The organism is Pseudomonas sp. FDAARGOS_761 (assembly GCF_013343155.1).
GTDB classification, from domain to species: domain Bacteria; phylum Pseudomonadota; class Gammaproteobacteria; order Pseudomonadales; family Pseudomonadaceae; genus Pseudomonas; species Pseudomonas aeruginosa.
The window spans coordinates 197501-213256 of record NZ_CP054572.1 but is presented as its reverse complement, the minus strand read 5'-3'; the positions used below and the strand labels follow the sequence as shown (position 1 = coordinate 213256).

Annotated in this window: 12 protein-coding genes and 2 rRNA genes (1 of these 14 running past the window's edge); 5 read left to right on the top strand and 9 right to left on the bottom strand. The window is 65.0% G+C overall.

Annotation, left to right across the window (positions count from 1 at the left end; translation table 11 throughout):
* Positions 1–27 precede the first annotated feature (27 nt).
* The 4 genes from FOC67_RS00995 to FOC67_RS00980 form a co-directional block, all read right to left on the bottom strand.
* Positions 28–564, bottom strand: coding sequence for a DUF6160 family protein (locus tag FOC67_RS00995; RefSeq protein WP_003141635.1), 537 nt, complete (start codon positions 562–564; stop codon positions 28–30).
* Between the two features lie 30 nt (positions 565–594).
* A complete protein-coding gene (locus FOC67_RS00990; protein ID WP_003095031.1) occupies positions 595–1614 on the bottom strand; it encodes a hypothetical protein in 1020 nt (339 codons plus the stop codon).
* A gap of 1 nt (position 1615) precedes the next feature.
* Positions 1616–2662 carry a DUF6160 family protein gene (locus FOC67_RS00985; protein WP_003095033.1) on the bottom strand — a complete coding sequence of 349 codons (1047 nt, stop codon included), beginning with the start codon at positions 2660–2662 and terminating at the stop codon, positions 1616–1618.
* A gap of 204 nt (positions 2663–2866) precedes the next feature.
* A complete protein-coding gene (locus FOC67_RS00980) occupies positions 2867–3469 on the bottom strand; it encodes a hypothetical protein (protein WP_003095035.1) in 603 nt (200 codons plus the stop codon).
* A 284-nt stretch (positions 3470–3753) separates the two neighbouring features.
* Here FOC67_RS00980 and mksB point away from each other — a divergent pair, with 284 nt between their 5' ends.
* The 5 genes from mksB to FOC67_RS00955 all read left to right on the top strand — a co-directional run bounded on the left by mksB (position 3754) and on the right by FOC67_RS00955 (position 11258).
* Positions 3754–5052 (top strand): Mks condensin complex protein MksB, encoded by a 1299-nt coding sequence (gene mksB, locus FOC67_RS00975; protein WP_003095037.1) that lies wholly within the window; start codon positions 3754–3756, stop codon positions 5050–5052.
* Entirely contained in the window at positions 5042–5737 is a 696-nt protein-coding gene (gene mksE / locus FOC67_RS00970; RefSeq protein WP_003095041.1) for an Mks condensin complex protein MksE, read from the top strand. The genes mksB and mksE overlap by 11 nt, the downstream gene beginning before the upstream one ends.
* Positions 5734–8580 carry an Mks condensin complex protein MksF gene (mksF, locus tag FOC67_RS00965; protein WP_009316203.1) on the top strand — a complete coding sequence of 949 codons (2847 nt, stop codon included), beginning with the start codon at positions 5734–5736 and terminating at the stop codon, positions 8578–8580. The genes mksE and mksF overlap by 4 nt, the downstream gene beginning before the upstream one ends.
* 111 nt (positions 8581–8691) lie before the next feature.
* Positions 8692–9699, top strand: a complete 1008-nt coding sequence (locus FOC67_RS00960; RefSeq protein WP_003095046.1) for an iron ABC transporter substrate-binding protein — start codon at positions 8692–8694, stop codon at positions 9697–9699.
* A 20-nt stretch (positions 9700–9719) separates the two neighbouring features.
* Entirely contained in the window at positions 9720–11258 is a 1539-nt protein-coding gene (locus FOC67_RS00955; RefSeq protein WP_003121056.1) for an iron ABC transporter permease, read from the top strand.
* An 80-nt stretch (positions 11259–11338) separates the two neighbouring features.
* On the opposite strand, the gene FOC67_RS00950 is transcribed toward FOC67_RS00955, so the two are convergent.
* The 5 genes from FOC67_RS00950 to FOC67_RS00930 form a co-directional block, all read right to left on the bottom strand.
* On the bottom strand, positions 11339–13645 hold the full coding sequence (locus FOC67_RS00950; RefSeq protein ID WP_009316202.1) for a PqiB family protein: 2307 nt from the start codon (positions 13643–13645) through the stop codon (positions 11339–11341).
* Positions 13638–14258 (bottom strand): paraquat-inducible protein A, encoded by a 621-nt coding sequence (locus FOC67_RS00945; protein WP_009316201.1) that lies wholly within the window; start codon positions 14256–14258, stop codon positions 13638–13640. The genes FOC67_RS00950 and FOC67_RS00945 overlap by 8 nt, the downstream gene beginning before the upstream one ends.
* Positions 14245–14952 carry a paraquat-inducible protein A gene (locus FOC67_RS00940; RefSeq protein WP_023187661.1) on the bottom strand — a complete coding sequence of 236 codons (708 nt, stop codon included), beginning with the start codon at positions 14950–14952 and terminating at the stop codon, positions 14245–14247. Before FOC67_RS00940 ends, FOC67_RS00945 begins: the two co-directional genes overlap by 14 nt.
* A gap of 146 nt (positions 14953–15098) precedes the next feature.
* Positions 15099–15214, bottom strand: a 5S ribosomal RNA gene (rrf, locus tag FOC67_RS00935).
* Positions 15215–15358: 144 nt separating this feature from the next.
* A 23S ribosomal RNA gene (locus FOC67_RS00930) occupies positions 15359–15756 on the bottom strand; it runs 2492 nt beyond the window's last position.

Below are 15756 nucleotides of genomic sequence, written 5' to 3'. Positions count from 1 at the left end.
TTTGTCCCGCCATGCGACGGTTCGCCCTCAACGCGGGGCGACGGTGAAGATGTTGACGTTGCCCTGCAGCTTGAGGGTGCCGTCGATGCGTGCGCTGACCAGGTTGGTCTGCACCAGCCCGGGATCGGTACCGCGTGCCTTGTTGGCGCCAGCGATGGTGAAGCGCAGGTCCTGGAAGCTGGTGTCCTTCAGGCCGACGCGCAGCACCGGGCGGTTGAAGGCAGCGCCGTCGCCGCCGAAGCCGTCCTTGATGGTCACCACGTCCAGGGTGACTTCGTCGAAGCTGAACTTGCCGCTGATATCGTCGATCACCAGGTAGTTGTTGCCGCTGCCGGCCGGCTGGATCGCCAGGCGCGCGCCGCAGCCGCCGGCGCAGCGCGTCTGCGAAGGATTTTCCTGGAGATTGAGCGAGGCGCTGATGCTGATCCCGGCCTGGCCGACCACGTCGTCCAGATCGCTATCGCCCAGCGAGCGCAACTCGGCCCCGGCCGAAGCGCTGAACAGCAGCGCCAGCGCCGCGAGGATGCCGATGCCGCCTGCCAGTGGATGAGTCTGCTTGGCCATGTGCTGCGTACCTCGTTTCGCGCCGCCACCTCAGAGGTTGTGCGACGTCACCTTCAGGTAGTTGAAGCTGAGCCCGGATATCTCGTTGCGGCCCATGTTGTAGCCGCCGGTCGGTACCTGCCCGTAGCCTGGCCGGGTACCGCCGATGTTGAGGTTCTCGATCACCAGGCTGGTGCGCGGCGCATTGGCGTAGAAGTCGGCGGCGTTGGCCAGGGTCAGCTTGGGCAGTTCGAAAGTGAAGTTGCCGTCGGCGGTGACCGAGAACAGCAACGGCTGCGACTTCCCGTAGCCAAGCGCGACACTGGCATAGGCGTTGGTCAGGTAGACGGTGCGCGCAGCCTGCTCGGCGGCGCTGACGCAACTGGGCGAGCCAGCACCGCAAGACATGATCTCGAAAGTCTTGGCGTAGAGGTTCAGGCGCATCTCGCCAACCAGTTGGCTGCGCGCGTTGGCGCCCCAGAAGCGCAGGTAGGAACCGTCCATCGCCAGTTCGGAGAAGTCCAGGTTGAGCACATCGGTGCGCGTGGAAGTGACGCCGAAGTCGAAGCGGATGCCGGCGTCGACCTTTTCGCTGGCCCGGCTCGAGCAGTTGCTGCCGGCACCGGCGTAACCAGCGATGCACGGCTGGCCGCCGGCGCCGCTCACCAGGCTGGGGAAGGCCAGTTCGATCACGTCCGCGGTGTCCGGCAAGGTGCTGACCACCCGCCCGTCGTCGAGCTGGGTGGTCAGCACCGAACCCTTGGCCAGATTCAGCTTGAACGGGAAATTGAGACGGCCGAGAGTCACCGGCGCCAGGGTGCTGCCCTTGTTGCTGCCAGTGGCGGCGACGTACAGCTCCTTTACCGTGATCGGCACGTTCTGCCCGGTGGCGGTGTTGGTCACGCCATTGATCGCGATGGTGGCCTTGTTGCCGTCGACCATGGCGCTGTCGAGGACGAAGCCGATGCCGGCACCCTGCACGTCCGACAGTTGCTCGTCGTCGAGCGCTGTCATCTCGGCATGGGCGAAGGGGGCGGCCAGCAGGGCCGCGAGCAGGCAGGCGCGACTCATCTCAGCAGCCCTTGTTCAGGCCGCCCAGGCAGGTGTCCTGCCGTGGAATGCCATTGAAGGCCTGACCGAAGTCGACCTTGATCGGCGCCGTTCCATCGGCGTTGCGCGACATGTTGAGGAAGGCACCGGCCAGTGCGGCGACCAGCTTGGAGGGATCCTGCTGGTCGCGCCACTGGACGTTCTGGCTCTGCATCGAGATGAAGAAGCCTTTCGACGAGTCGATGAAGTTCTGCGCGTTGTTCGGATCCACGGTGCCGATCGGGAACGACTGGTACTGGGCCAGGTTGAAGCAGGTCTGGGCGCCCATCAGCTTGCAGTCATTGGAGGTGAGGAAGGGCAGCAGGACGTTCACCAGGCTGCCGATGATGGTGCTGTCGTGCATGTCCAGGGCTGTGCCGTTCTTCAGGCCGATCATGGCAGCGCGGATCGGGTCGGGGTTGCCGGAGCTGTTCACCAGTTCGGCCTGGGCGGTGTATTGGGAACTGCCGGTGAGGGTGATGGCGGTCTTCGCCGCCAGGCAGTCGAGGGCCAGCAGGCCGCAGGAAATGCTGCCTCCCAGTTGGCTGCCGGTGCCGTACAGGTCCACCGGCACGTTGCCGGTGAGGGTCTTGATATCGCCCGAGAGGTAGCCCTTGGCTTCGCCGAAACCGATACGGATGCCGACCATCTTGCTGCCGTCGTAGGCGAACTCGATGTAGGGATTGCTGATGAGGAACGGGTTGATCGCGCCGGTGGCGTCGTTGACCGTGCCCAGGGCGAAGTTGTCGATGGCGATGTCGGCACTGCCGGCAAGCTCGCCGCTGCGGTTGTACTGGCCCAACTGCAGCTTCTTCATGTTCAGTTGGGTCTCGATGTCGGCGCCGAAGTTGATGCGGGTGAAGTTCAGTCCGTTGGCGGCGTCGGTGGTGAGGTTGATGAAGGCCTGGCCGACCACGTCGGAAAGCTGGTCGTCGTCCAGCGACTCCATCCTCGCCTGGGCGGTGGCAGCCAGCAGACCGGCGCCGCAGAACAGCGCGCAACGCAGCAGGAAGGGCAGACGACGGGACATGGGCTCACCTCTTGTTCTTCTCGTGGCCGACGGCAGAGACACTGCGACCTGTAGTCACTATAGAAAGCCCCGGGCGAATCGGGGCCGACCCATAGTCGAGAAAAACCGCCGAACGACGCGGTCGCCGCGCTCGCTGCAGCGGATGAGCGGTCGCTCGGCCAGGATGGATGTTACTCATCGTCACACGGGGGTAACGTCAGCCCTTCACTGCTGGCGGAACAGGCCGATCAGATGGTCGGCGATGGCGCCCTTGATGGCGTTGAGGCTGAGCAGGGAGTGTGCGCTGAGGCGGGCGGGGTTGATCCGGTGCAGGTGCAGCGAGGGCATGCGCGCTTCGTACTCGCGCAGGTCGCCCTTGACCAGGATCGGCAGGAACACGTCGTCGTGAGCCTGGTAACGCTGGATCAGCAGTTTCAACCCTTCCTGGAACGGCAATTCCTTCGACGCCACCAGGCGGTGCTCGCCGGGAATCTTCAGGTAGAGCCCGCGATAGCCCATGGTCTCGCCCGGCAGGATATGGATCCCGGTGGGCTCCACCGCGGCCAGCGGGATATCGTGGAAGGTGTCGTGCCAGGCCTGCTCGCTGGGCAGGATGGTGATGCCGCCATGGTCGCTCTCGGGAATCACGAAGCTGTAGTTGCTGTAGAGCTTCTCGACATAGGCCGAGTAGATGCACAGGCGGTTCTCGAAACGTTTGAGGAAGGCGATCGCCTCGCTGCGGTTGGTGATGGCATCCAGGTCCCAGGCAAGGTCACCCTGGTTCTGCAGTTCGGCCCAGCGGGCCTCGGCGTAGGCGGCGTCGTTCAAGAGTCGGCATTCATTTGGAATAGACAGGCCAGGGGACTTCAGCAGAAAGCGTGCCAGCCCCTGGAAGCCCCATTCCCCGGACCAGGCGGGGCAGGAAAGTCCTTACGCAGTCATAAACTGCCGCTTTTCGACACCTCGATGATAGCCAGATGCCATCCGCCGATACCGGGCCCGTACCTGCGCCGCAGACGTGTCGACGGCCTGCATCGCACTCATCGGCGGCGTCTGCGTCGCCCGTGCCTTTGCAGTACAATCGGCGCTTTTTCCACGGACCGGCCCTCCCGATGATCGACCCCCGACGCGTACTGCGTGCGCTTGCCGAACACTGGGCCCTGCTCGAGCCTCTCTGCGAGCGCTTCGATGCCGGCACCCTGAGCCTGGCGGAACTGCGCAGCCAGTTGAACACCCAGTTACCGGAAAGCAACCCGGCGGAAATCACCGCCCTGCTCGACCAGTGGATCCGCCTGGATATCCTGGTCCCGGTGGCCAAGAGCCCCAACCGTTTCGAGCTGAACGCGCAGATCCACGACTTCCTCGCCTACCTGCGCCACGAGCATCGCCTTGGTCTGTGCCTGGAGATCGAGGCCTACCTGCGCCATCTGGAGCGCCTCGCCGGGTACATCCAGGACGCCTTCGAGACCCGCGACAGCCAGGACCTGGCGCGCCAGCTGCGACTGCTCGACATGCGCGTGCGCGATGTACTGAAGAAGCTCGGCAATGACGAGCAGGCACTGATCGGCGTGGCCGAGCGGGCCAAGACCAGCGACCGGCAGATTCCCCTGGCGCAGCGCTACGCGGAGGTCCTGGCGACCTGGGACGAGTACGTCGAGCCGATGATCCAACTGGTCAGCGCCGACGGCGCCTTCGAGCAGGGCGTGCGGCGGGTCGAACAGGTCCTGCTGCGCCTGCTAGGCGAACAGCAGCGCCTCGGCCACCTGGTCGACGACGACCTGGTGCTGCGCACCCACGCGCGCATCCTCGAGATGCAGACCAACGCCCAGCTGACCCTGCGCCGCGCCCGCGAATTATTGCTGCCGCTGCGCGAGGAAGCGCGCCGGCACAACGCGGTGACCCGTGGCGCCGCCCTGGCGCTGGCGGCGATCCGGCGCAAGGGCCTGGATGCCGTGCCGCAGGCGGCGATGCCGCTGTTCACCCGGCCGCAGAGCACCTTCCTCGGCACCGCCTCGCAGGTCGAGAGCTACGTCTTCGCCCTCGCCCGCTTCGAGCCGAAGCCGGCGCAGTTCCCCAAGTCCAGCGGCACGCGCAAGAGCAACGGGCCGGCGCGACCACCACGGACCGCGCGGGAAATGATCGAGCGCTGCCAGGCGGCGCTGCCGCTGCCGGACCTCATGCAATGGCTGCTGGCCCAGGAACCGGACGGCGCCACCGACGAGTTGCTCTACTGGTTCTCCCGGCTGTCGCGCGACGCGCGCTTCCAGCGCGAACGCCTGCAACGCCGCGAGTACGAAACCACCGAACATTGCGTCAGCCTCTGCTCCTTCGCCCTGAACCCCGCCGCCAAGGACAAGGGCCAGGCCAGGGACGCAGACACCCTTTCCGCGAGCGAAACCCATGCATCTTGATCTCTCCGAACTGACCCAGCTCGCGCCGATCTTCCGCGAGCTGTTCAAGGGCTACCACATCAGCCACCGCGACCCCGAGCTGTACACCCAGCTGTCCTCGCACCAGGACCAGTACCGCGGCCTGTTCCGCGCCATGGGCTTCGAGCTGGTCTGCGACACCCGCGGCTTCTACTACTTCGTCCCGGAGCAGGTCGGCGCCCAGGTGAACAAGACCGCCCAACGCCTGGCGCTGTTCACCTTCATCCTCGTCGAACACCTCGCCGACCAGGGCCGCGACCCGCTGTCCGTGCTGGACGGCGGCAGCATCGGCCGCGAAGAGCTGCCGCCGCTGCTGGAGAAATACCGCGACCTGTTCCTCCAGGCCGAGGTGCAGACCCAGGAAGAACTGGAAGAGAAAGTCATGCGCCGCCTGACCCAGCTCGGCTTCGCCTCCGAGGACAGCGGCGTGTACCGCTTCATGCCGCCGATGCACCGTTTCCTCGACGTCTGCCTGTCGGTGCAGCAGGACCGCAACCTGTCCGCCAGCCTGCACGCCGACCTGCCGTTGCAGACGCCGGTGCTGGTCGATGACGGCGAGATCGAACCGCTGATGGCCAGCGACGAAGAATTGTCCGAAGAGAGCGAGGAAGACGCCCTCGCCCGCGCCATCGCCGAAGAACACGCGCAACAGGAGGCTGACGCATGAGCCAGACCCGCTACGGCATCCGCCGCTTCGCCCTGCTCAATACCGCCGGCTACAGCCTGGGTATCTTCCCGCTGGAAAACCCGCTGTCGATCTACGGCGCCAACAACCTGGGCAAGAGCGCCTCGATCAACGCCCTGCAGTTCCCGATCCTTGCCCGCCTGTCGGACATGAGCTTCGGCAAGTACAGCATGGAGCAGTCGCGGCGCTTCTACTTCGCCTCGGACACCAGCTACATTCTCCTCGAACTGATGCTGCCCCACGGTCCGCACGTGATCGGCGTGGCCGGGCGCGGCCCGGGCGGCGGCTTCGGCCACCAGTTCTTCGCCTACGCCGGCGAGCTGAGCCTGGACCACTACCAGAAGAACGGTACCTGCCTGCGCCAGCGCGAGCTGTTCGCCAACCTCGAGCGCGAAGGCATCAAGGCCTACGAGGTGAAGCCGGAAGAGCTGCGCCGCCTGCTGGTCGGCGGGCACACGTCGATCCCGCTCGACCTGACCATGATCCCGCTGCGCTCCACCAGCGAGCAGAGCCTGAAGACCTTCCGCTCGCTGTTCATCAACCTGCTGCACATGCGCGAGATCACCGCGGCCAAGCTCAAGCAGCTGTTCCTCGACGCCTTCGAGCACAGCCTGCGCTCGGGTAACGTCGACTACATCGCCGCCTGCGAGGAGGCCTTCCGCGACGTGCGGCGGATGGAGCAGGACTACCAGGCGCTGGTCGCCGCCGGCCCGCTGGTGGAAGCCCTGGCCAACGGCGTGACCCAGCGCGACGTACTGCGCGGCAAGATGCACCGCCTTTCACCGCTGCTCGACAGCCTGCTCGGCACCTGGCACGACTACGCCGGGGCGCGCCGCGAGGAACTGCTGATCCAGCACGAGCAATACCGCGCCGAGCAGGACGGCCTGCAGAACGAACAGCGTGGCGGCACCCAGGAGCTGATGCGCCTGGAGCGCGAAATCGCCGGCATCCAGCGCTGGCTCGGCGAACTGTCGGTGCTCAAGACCCGCTTCGCCCTGGTCGACGACGCCAAGGTCCTCGAACAACAGCTGCTCGCCGCCAAGGATGCCCACGACGAACTGGCCGGCGCCCTGGCCCATTCGCGGCAGTTCTCCAGCGAAGACCTGGAAGAGCGCCTGCGCGACCTGGAAAAACGCCTGAAGAACGTCCGCCAGCAGCTCGAACACGCCGACAACAACAGCTACGCACGCCTGCGCGAGGAGTTCAGCCAGCAAGACGTGGAACGCCTGATGCGTCTGTTCAACGGCGCGCTGTTCAGCCTGCCGCTCGGCGAGAACGGGGTGAACCTGGATGACGGCGACGTCTGGGTGAAGAGCGTCGAAGCCATCCTCGACCACTTCAAGGGCGAGCATTTCGAAGCCCCTGGCCTGAGCATCGACCTGTCGCACATCGAACCGCCGGCGTTGCAGGCCCTGGCCGACCGCGCCGCCCTGCGCGACCAGAAGGAGCGCCTGGAGAAGGAGCTGAAGCAGCTCAAGACCCAGCAGAGCGTCGCCGCCGACCGCGCCGCGAGCAAGGCCCAGGCAGAGAAGCTGTACCAGGACGTGCTGGATTCGCAGAAGGCCCTGGAAGACTTCCGCCGCACCCAGACGCTGACCGCCGAGGAGCCCGAGAAGCTCGCCGAACTGGCCCAGTTGGAGGCGTCCCAGGACGAACTCAAGCGCTCCAGCGACGCCTTCGCCGAGCGCGTCCAGCAACTCTCCGCGCGCCTGCAACTGGTGGCCCGGCAACTGGGCGACCTGGAGGCCAAGGAGCGCACCCTGGAAGATGCCCTGCGCCGCCGCCAGCTACTGCCGGCCGACCTGCCCTTCGGCACGCCGTTCATGGAGCCGGTGGACGACTCGCTGGACAACCTGCTGCCGCTGCTCAACGACTACCAGGACACCTGGCAGGCGCTGCAGCGCATCGACGGGCAGATCGAGGCGCTGTACGCCCAGGTGCGCCTGAAGGGCGTCGCCAAGTTCGATAGCGAAGACGACACCGAGCGCCGCCTGAAGCTGTTGATCAACGCCTACGCGCATCGCCAGGACGAGGCCCTGACGCTGGCCAAGGCGCGCCGCGCGGCGGTCACCGACATCGCCCGGACCCTGCGCAACATCCGCAGCGACTACGACAACCTGGAACACCAGTTGGCCCTGTTCAACCGCGAGATCAACAAGCGCCAGGTGTCCAACCTGCAGAGCTTCCGCATCGTCCTCGCGCCGAACAAGGATGCGCTCAAGCACATCGACCAGATCATCCACAGCGCCGGCCAGTACGAGGAAGGCGAGAACCTCTCGGTGTTCGACCTGACCCAGAGCGCCGAGCAGGACGCGAAGAACGAGGAGGCCAAGGAATACCTGGCCCGCCTGGTCGCCGCCAACCACAACCAGTTGGGCCTGAAGGACCTGTTCGAACTGGCCTTCGAGATCACCAAGGTCAACGGCCAGCCGATCATGCACACCGACATCGACGGCGCCGCCTCCAACGGCACCACCATGACCATCAAGGCGCTGACCAACATGTACCTGTTGCTGCACCTGATGGACCGCGAGCAGGCCGGGCGCGTGCGCCTGCCCTACTACCTGGACGAGGCGGCGGACATCGACGAGCGCAACCAGGCCGCGCTGCTGGAGACCAGCCTGCAACTGGGCTTCGTGCCGATCCTGGCGAGCGTGAAGCCGCAGGTTTCCGCACACGTGGCGATCGACCTGGAAGGCGGTAGCGGCCCGAACGGCATCTATATCGACGAAGCCGACTGGAAATACATCCGTCGCCGGGATGCCGCCGCCAGCGGCGAAACCCGCGCAGCCAGCGAGCCGGAGGAAGCCGGCGAACCGGCGTGAAGCGTCTGCCACGGCCCTGCCTGACAGGGCCGTGGACTTTTCCGATAGGCCCGAAGCTCCCGCGAAGATATAATTGGTTACATTCGCATTTGTAACCCACGGGGAGAATCCATGCCTGTTCGACTTCTCAACCGTTTCCGCCACGCCGCCCTGGCGTGCCTGCTCGGTTCGCTTTCCCTCAATGCGGCGGCCGATCCCGTCACCCTTACCCTCTACAATGGCCAGCACGCCGCCACCGGTATCGCCATCGCCAAGGCCTTCCAGGACAAGACCGGCATCCAGGTGAAGATCCGCAAGGGCGGCGATGGCCAGCTCGCCAGCCAGATCACCGAGGAAGGCGCGCGCTCGCCGGCCGACGTGCTCTACACCGAGGAATCGCCACCGTTGATCCGCCTGGCCAGCGCCGGCCTGCTGGCCAAGCTGGAGCCAGAGACCCTGGCCCTGGTCGAGCCGGAGCACGCCGGCGGCAACGGCGACTGGATCGGCATCACCGCCCGCACCCGGGTACTGGCCTACAACCCGAAGAAGATCGACGAGAAGGATCTGCCGAAGAGCCTGATGGATCTTTCCGATCCGTCCTGGTCCGGCCGTTTCGGCTTCGTGCCCACCAGTGGCGCCTTCCTCGAACAGGTCGCCGCCGTGATCAAGCTCAAGGGCCAGGAGGAAGCCGAGGATTGGCTGACCGGCCTGAAGGCCTTCGGCTCGATCTACACCAACAACGTCACCGCCATGAAAGCCGTGGAGAACGGCGAGGTCGACATGGCGCTGATCAACAACTACTACTGGTACACCCTGAAGAAGGAAAAGGGCGAGTTGAACTCGCGCCTGCACTACTTCGGCAACCAGGACCCGGGCGCGCTGGTCACCGTCTCCGGCGCCGCAGTGCTCAAGTCCAGCAAGCACCCCAGGGAAGCCCAGCAGTTCGTCGCCTTCATGCTCAGCGAGGAAGGCCAGAAGGCGATCCTCAGCCAGTCCGCCGAGTACCCGATGCGCAAGGGGATGCAGGCCGATCCGGCGCTGAAGCCGTTCGCCGAACTGGACCCACCGAAACTGACCCCGGCCGACCTGGGTGAGGCCAGCGAGGCCCTCAGCCTCGAACGCGACGTTGGCCTGAATTGATCGGCGCCGCCTCCACGCCCGTGCGCCTGCGCACGGGCTCGCGCCGGCGAACGCCATTCTGGCTGTTCCTGCCGGTCCTGCTCCTCGCCCTGCTGGCCAGCCTGCCGCTGCTCTACGTCGCGGCCAAGGCCTGGGACGCCGGCTGGCACAGCGCCTGGCAACTGCTCTGGCGCCCCTACGTATTCCGCTTGCTGGGCAACACCCTGTGGCTGATGTTCGGCGTGACCCTGCTCAGCGCCCTGCTCGGCCTGGCCCTGGCCTGGTGCGTCGAGCGCAGCGACCTGCCGGCACGGCGCTTCTGGAACGTAGTGCTGTGCCTGCCGTTCGCCATCCCCGCCTTCGTCAGCAGTTTCACCTGGGTTTCGCTGAGCCCGATGTACGAAGGCCTCGGCGGCGCCATCCTGGTCATGACCATGTCCAAGTATCCGCTGGTCTACCTGCCGGTAGCGGCGACCCTGCGCGGCATCGATCCTTCCCTGGAGGAGTCGGCGCGGATGCTCGGTCTGTCGCGGCGCCAGGTGTTCCTGCGGGTCACCCTGCCGCTGCTGCGCCCGACCCTGGCCGCCACCGGGCTACTGGTGGCGCTGCACATGCTGGTGGAGTTCGGCGCGCTGTCGATCCTGCGCTACCAGACCTTCACCACAGCCATCTACCAGGAGTTCGAACTGGAGTTCAGCAACGCCACCGCGGCGATGCTCTCCTCGGTACTCCTGGCACTGTGCTTCCTGCTGCTCTGGCTGGAGTTGCGCATGCGCGGCCGCGGCCGCCTGGTACGCACCGGCCAGGGCAGCGCGCGGCGGGCCGAACGAGTCCGCCTGGGGTTCGGCAAGTGGCCGCTCCAGGCGCTGCTGGCGACGCTGGTGCTGGTCGGTACCGGTATCCCCCTGGTGATGCTCGGTTATTGGCTGTACGAAGGCTCCTCGGCCAGCTTCCCGCTGATGGAAATCGCCTCGACCCTGCTTTCCTCCCTGTCGCTGGCCTTCGGCGGGGCCCTGCTCAGTTGCCTGCTGGCGCTGCCCGTAAGCATCCTGGTGGTGCGCTACCCCGGCGCCCTGGCGCGCTGGACCCAGCGCCTGCCGTACCTGCTGCAAGCGTTGCCGGGACTGGTGATCGCCCTCTCGCTGGTGTACTTCTCGCTGCACTACCTGCCAGCCACCTACCAGACCACCGGCTTGCTGCTGGTCGCCTATGCCCTGCTGTTCATGCCGCTGACCCAGGCACCGATCCGCGTGGCCCTGGAAAAGGCCTCGCCGCAGTTGGAGGAAGCCGCCCGCACTCTCGGCCAGACGCCCTTGATGGCCTTCCTGCGGATCACCCTGCCGATCATCTCGCCGGCCATCGGCGCCGGCTTCGTGCTGGTGTTCCTCGACACCATGAAGGAACTGACCGCCACCCTGGTGCTAGGTCCCACCGGGCTGTCGACCCTGGCCACCTCGGTCTGGGTGCACACCGCCAACCTGGAGTACGCTGCCGCCGCACCCTACGCCGCGCTGCTGATTCTGATCTCCGGCTTGCCGGTGTACCTGCTGACCACCCGGGCGCATCTCAGCACTCACTGACACCCACTCCCCAGCAGGCATGCATGAACGAAAACGCCGCTTACCCAGGTAAGCGGCGTTTCTTTTTGCCGATCCGACAATCAGCGGCGGGCGGTTTCCTTCAGAGGAATCTTCGGCGCCCACTCCAACCATTCGTCATTGGCCGAATCGAACAGGGCGAAGGTCTGCCCCGGCTTGGCGGGCTCGCCCATCTGCGCATTGTTCGGGGTGGCGAAGGCAATGCCGCCCTCCATCAGCGCCTCCATCGACTCGGTGCGTAGCGACAGACCTTTGAACAGGCTGGCGTCGACGCCGAAGCCGCTGGCATTCCAGAAACGGCTGCCGGTACGCACCAGCGGTACGTAGCGCGGTTCGATGAGGATGCCGATCAGCACCCGGTCGGCCTGTTCGCCCAAGGCCAGGTCGACGACCTTGCCCACCGGGATCTGCCGGTAGGTCACCAGGTTGCCCGGCTTGATCGAGCCCTTGCGCGGCGCACTGAGGGTCAGCCGCAGGCCGCTTTCCCGGCCCAGCAGGTTGGGCGCTTCGGCGAGAGTCTGGAAGCGTGCCTGGCGCTCGCCCGGCGTGCTCGACGGCAGCGCCTCGATGTAGGGGCCGCTGACCAGGGTTCCGAGGTTCTCGGTACGCAGCAGGCCGAGCGCCGGACGCACCACCCAGAAGCGGGTTCCGCTGCGGGCGACGCGCTCGCCGGCGGAAGTCAGGCGGGCCTTCATCAGTACCCCGGAGAGATCCGGGTTCAGCTCGACGCTTTCGATCTTGCCGATGTCCAGGCCCTTGAAGCGGATCGGCGTGCCTTCGCGCAGGCCGTCGGCATTGTCGATGCTCAGCTGGATTTCCACGCCACGGGCCATCGCCGCCTCCTCGCTGTCGAAGAGGGTGAAGCGCCGCACCTTGGTCACGGTCGGCGCCTTCGGATCGAGGGTGTCGAAGGAGATCCCGCCGGTGATCAGGGTCTGTAGCGACTCGCTCTTCACCTGCACGCCGCTGAGGTTGCCGGTCAGGGTGATCCCGCTGGAGTTCCAGAAGCGCGTCGAGGTATTCACCAGGTGCGCGTACTCCGGCTCGATGTGCACACCCACCACCACTCGCTGGCGGTCGCGCGATAGCTGGTAGCTCTGCACGCTGCCGACGCGGACCTGGCGGTAGAGGATCGGCGCGCCGATATCGATCGAGCCGAGCTTGTCGCTGGTCAGCACCAGGTGCAGGCCGGGCGCGTCGGTGTTCAGCGGCGGCGCTTTCGGGCGGATGGTGAACTCGCGACTCGGCGCGCCGCTCTTGGCGAAGCGCACGTCGATATAGTTACCTTTCACCAGGGCCTCGAGGCCGGTGATGCCGGCCAGGGAGATGCTTGGCTTGACGGTCCAGAATTCGGTGCCTTCCAGCAGCATGTCCTCGACCCGCGGATCCATCGCCAGGTCGGCAGTGGCGCTGCTGTAGTCCTTGCCCATGTCGATCGACTTGACCAGGCCGACCTGCACGCCGTTGAACATCACCGGGGTGCGGCCCGGATCGATACCACTGACGTCGTTCATCTTCAGCTTCACGCGCAGACCGGCCTGGGCCGCGTCGTAGTCGTCGTACAGGCGGAACGGCTTGCTCGGGTCGGTCGGCGGGCTGTCGGTGCGGTTCTCCGGGGTAGAGAAGGCGATACCGCCGGCGACCAGGGTCAGCAGCGACTCGCTGTGCACCTTGAAGCCGGACAGGCCGCCGGAAATGGAGATGCCGCTGGCGTTCCAGAATCGCGTGTGCTTGCGCACCAGGTCGGCGTAGGCCGGCTCGATGTGCACCTTGATCTCGATGGTCCTCTGGTCATCGCCCAGTTGGAAGCTCTTCACCTGGCCGACCTGGATCTGCCGGTAGAACACCGGGCTGCCCTGCTCCAGGGAGCCCAGGCGATCGGCCTTGAGGGTCAGGTGCAGGCCGGGCAGCTTGTCGGAAAGGGGTGGCGGCTCCTTCAACGCGGTGAAGTAGCGCTCTTCCTTCTCGCCCTTCACCGGATCGACCGCGATGTAGACGCCGGAGACCAGGGTTTCCAGGCCGGTGACGCCAGCCAGGGAAACGCGCGGCTTGACCAGCCAGAAGCGGGTGTCCTTGCTCAGGTACTCCTGGGCTTCCTTCTTGATCTCGATGGTCGCGACCACGCCCTTGATGTCCTTGCTGACATGCAGGTCGGTCACCTTGCCCACCGAGATGCCCTTGTACAGCACCTCGGTCTTGTTGGCCTGGATCCCGTCGCCGCTCTCGAAGCGAACCTGGATGTCCACGCCGGCCTGGTCGAAGGCACGCCACGCCAGCCAGGCACCGATGGCCAGGGCCACCAGCGGCAGCACCCAGATCGCCGACCAGTTCGAGGTCTTGTGTTTCTTCGGACTTGGCAGATCACTCATTCTCGTCATCCAGATTGGTGTTGTCCCAGATCAGCCGGGGGTCGAACGTCACGGCGGCGAGCATGGTGAGCACCACCACGCTGGCGAAGGCGGCGGCGCCGAGGTTGGCCTCGATGCTGGCCAGGTTGCCGAAATTCACCAGCGCCACAAGGATGGCGATGACGAAGATATCGAGCATCGACCAGCGCCCGATCCATTCGATGAAGCGATACATCAGGATACGCTGGCGGGCCGACATCGGCTGGTGCCGCTGTACCGAATAGAGCAGCAGGGCGATGCCGACCAGCTTGAAAGTAGGAACCAGGATACTGGCGACGAACACCACCAGGGCGATGGGGAACATGTCGGCATGCACCAGTTCGACCACGCCCTCCATGATGGTGGCGGGCATTCCGCTGCCGAAGAGGTTGACCGTCATGATCGGCAACAGGTTGGCGGGTATGTAGAGGATCGCCGCGGTGATCAGCAACGCCCAGGTGCGCGTGAGGCTGTTTGGGCGCCGGGCGTGCAGCACCGCACCGCAGCGACTGCAACGCGGATGCTCGTCCCCGTCGGCGCGATTCAACTGGTGGCACTCGCCGCACACCAGGATTCCGGCATCAAGCGCGCGCATCGTCGTCCTCGCCGCCCAGCGCTTCCCATACCTGGTGCGGCGACATGGTGACCTCCAGCCAGACCTGGGTGAACAGCAGCGCCACGAAACAGGCCAGGCCGATGCCCAGGCTGAGGTCGGCCATGTCGATCAGCTTGACGATGGAAACCAGGATGCCCATGAGGTAGACCTCGAGCATCCCCCACTCGCGCAGATGGTGATAGCCGCGGTAGAGCAGCATGCCGATGTGACGGGCGATGCCGAAACGCACGCTGATCATCACCAGCAACTGGCAGAGCAACTTGACCAACGGGATCACCATGCTGCACAGGAATACCAGGATGGCGACGCCCTGCATGCCACTGTCGTAAAGACCGAGCACTCCCGTCCAGACCGTATCGCTGCGGGTCTGGCCGAGCAGGCTGAGATTCATGATCGGCAGGAAATTGGCTGGGATATAGAGGAAGAGCGCCGTCAGAACCAGCGCGAAGCAACGGCGTTTCCATTGATGGCGATGCGCGGCCAACTCGAAACCGCAGCGCGGACAATTGGCTTTCTCGCCCGGTCCCAGGGGTTCCCGGCGCATCAACAGATCACACTCATGGCAAGCAACCAGTTCTTCCAGGGGAAGATCCTGCAGGCCACGGACATCGGTATCGGACATGAATGAGCTCGGCTGGATTTGTCGGCTATTGTAGACGAGCGCACAGTGCAAATCGCGTCTCCCATGCCCTCGGAAGTACGCCGCCCGGCAGCTCTCGAAGTTTTTCGATTATCGTCCGCAGCGCTGCTGGCTTGCCACTTTTCCGCGCGCAAAAGCAAAACCCCTGGTCATCGCTGACCAGGGGTTTTGGGATAGGAGCTTGACGATGACCTACTCTCACATGGGGAGACCCCACACTACCATCGGCGATGCGTCGTTTCACTTCTGAGTTCGGGAAGGGATCAGGTGGTTCCAACGCTCTATGATCGTCAAGCAATTCGGTTGGATATCCGTTTGCTTGGGCTTACGTCTATCCGGATTCAGGTATGTGATTTCAATGTGTTTTGCGGTTCATGCGAACTTTCGGTTCGTCGACTTCACCTTACAACACACAATCGTCAGATTGTTTGGGTGTTATATGGTCAAGCCTCACGGGCAATTAGTACTGGTTAGCTCAACGCCTCACAACGCTTACACACCCAGCCTATCAACGTCGTAGTCTTCGACGGCCCTTCAGGGGAATCAAGTTCCCAGTGAGATCTCATCTTGAGGCAAGTTTCCCGCTTAGATGCTTTCAGCGGTTATCTTTTCCGAACATAGCTACCCGGCAATGCCACTGGCGTGACAACCGGAACACCAGAGGTTCGTCCACTCCGGTCCTCTCGTACTAGGAGCAGCCCCTCTCAAATCTCAAACGTCCACGGCAGATAGGGACCGAACTGTCTCACGACGTTCTAAACCCAGCTCGCGTACCACTTTAAATGGCGAACAGCCATACCCTTGGGACCGGCTTCAGCCCCAGGATGTGATGAGCCG

What these genes read in the sequence shown, in the direction of transcription:
- FOC67_RS00995 (WP_003141635.1), bottom strand. Translation starts at nt 564, where the DNA reads ATGGCCAAGCAGACTCATCCACTGGCAGGCGGCATCGGCATCCTCGCG.
- FOC67_RS00990 (WP_003095031.1), bottom strand. Translation starts at nt 1,614, where the DNA reads ATGAGTCGCGCCTGCCTGCTCGCGGCCCTGCTGGCCGCCCCCTTCGCC.
- FOC67_RS00985 (WP_003095033.1), bottom strand. Translation starts at nt 2,662, where the DNA reads ATGTCCCGTCGTCTGCCCTTCCTGCTGCGTTGCGCGCTGTTCTGCGGC.
- mksB (WP_003095037.1), top strand. Translation starts at nt 3,754, where the DNA reads ATGATCGACCCCCGACGCGTACTGCGTGCGCTTGCCGAACACTGGGCC.
- mksE (WP_003095041.1), top strand. Translation starts at nt 5,042, where the DNA reads ATGCATCTTGATCTCTCCGAACTGACCCAGCTCGCGCCGATCTTCCGC.
- mksF (WP_009316203.1), top strand. Translation starts at nt 5,734, where the DNA reads ATGAGCCAGACCCGCTACGGCATCCGCCGCTTCGCCCTGCTCAATACC.
- FOC67_RS00960 (WP_003095046.1), top strand. Translation starts at nt 8,692, where the DNA reads ATGCCTGTTCGACTTCTCAACCGTTTCCGCCACGCCGCCCTGGCGTGC.
- FOC67_RS00950 (WP_009316202.1), bottom strand. Translation starts at nt 13,645, where the DNA reads ATGAGTGATCTGCCAAGTCCGAAGAAACACAAGACCTCGAACTGGTCG.
- FOC67_RS00945 (WP_009316201.1), bottom strand. Translation starts at nt 14,258, where the DNA reads ATGCGCGCGCTTGATGCCGGAATCCTGGTGTGCGGCGAGTGCCACCAG.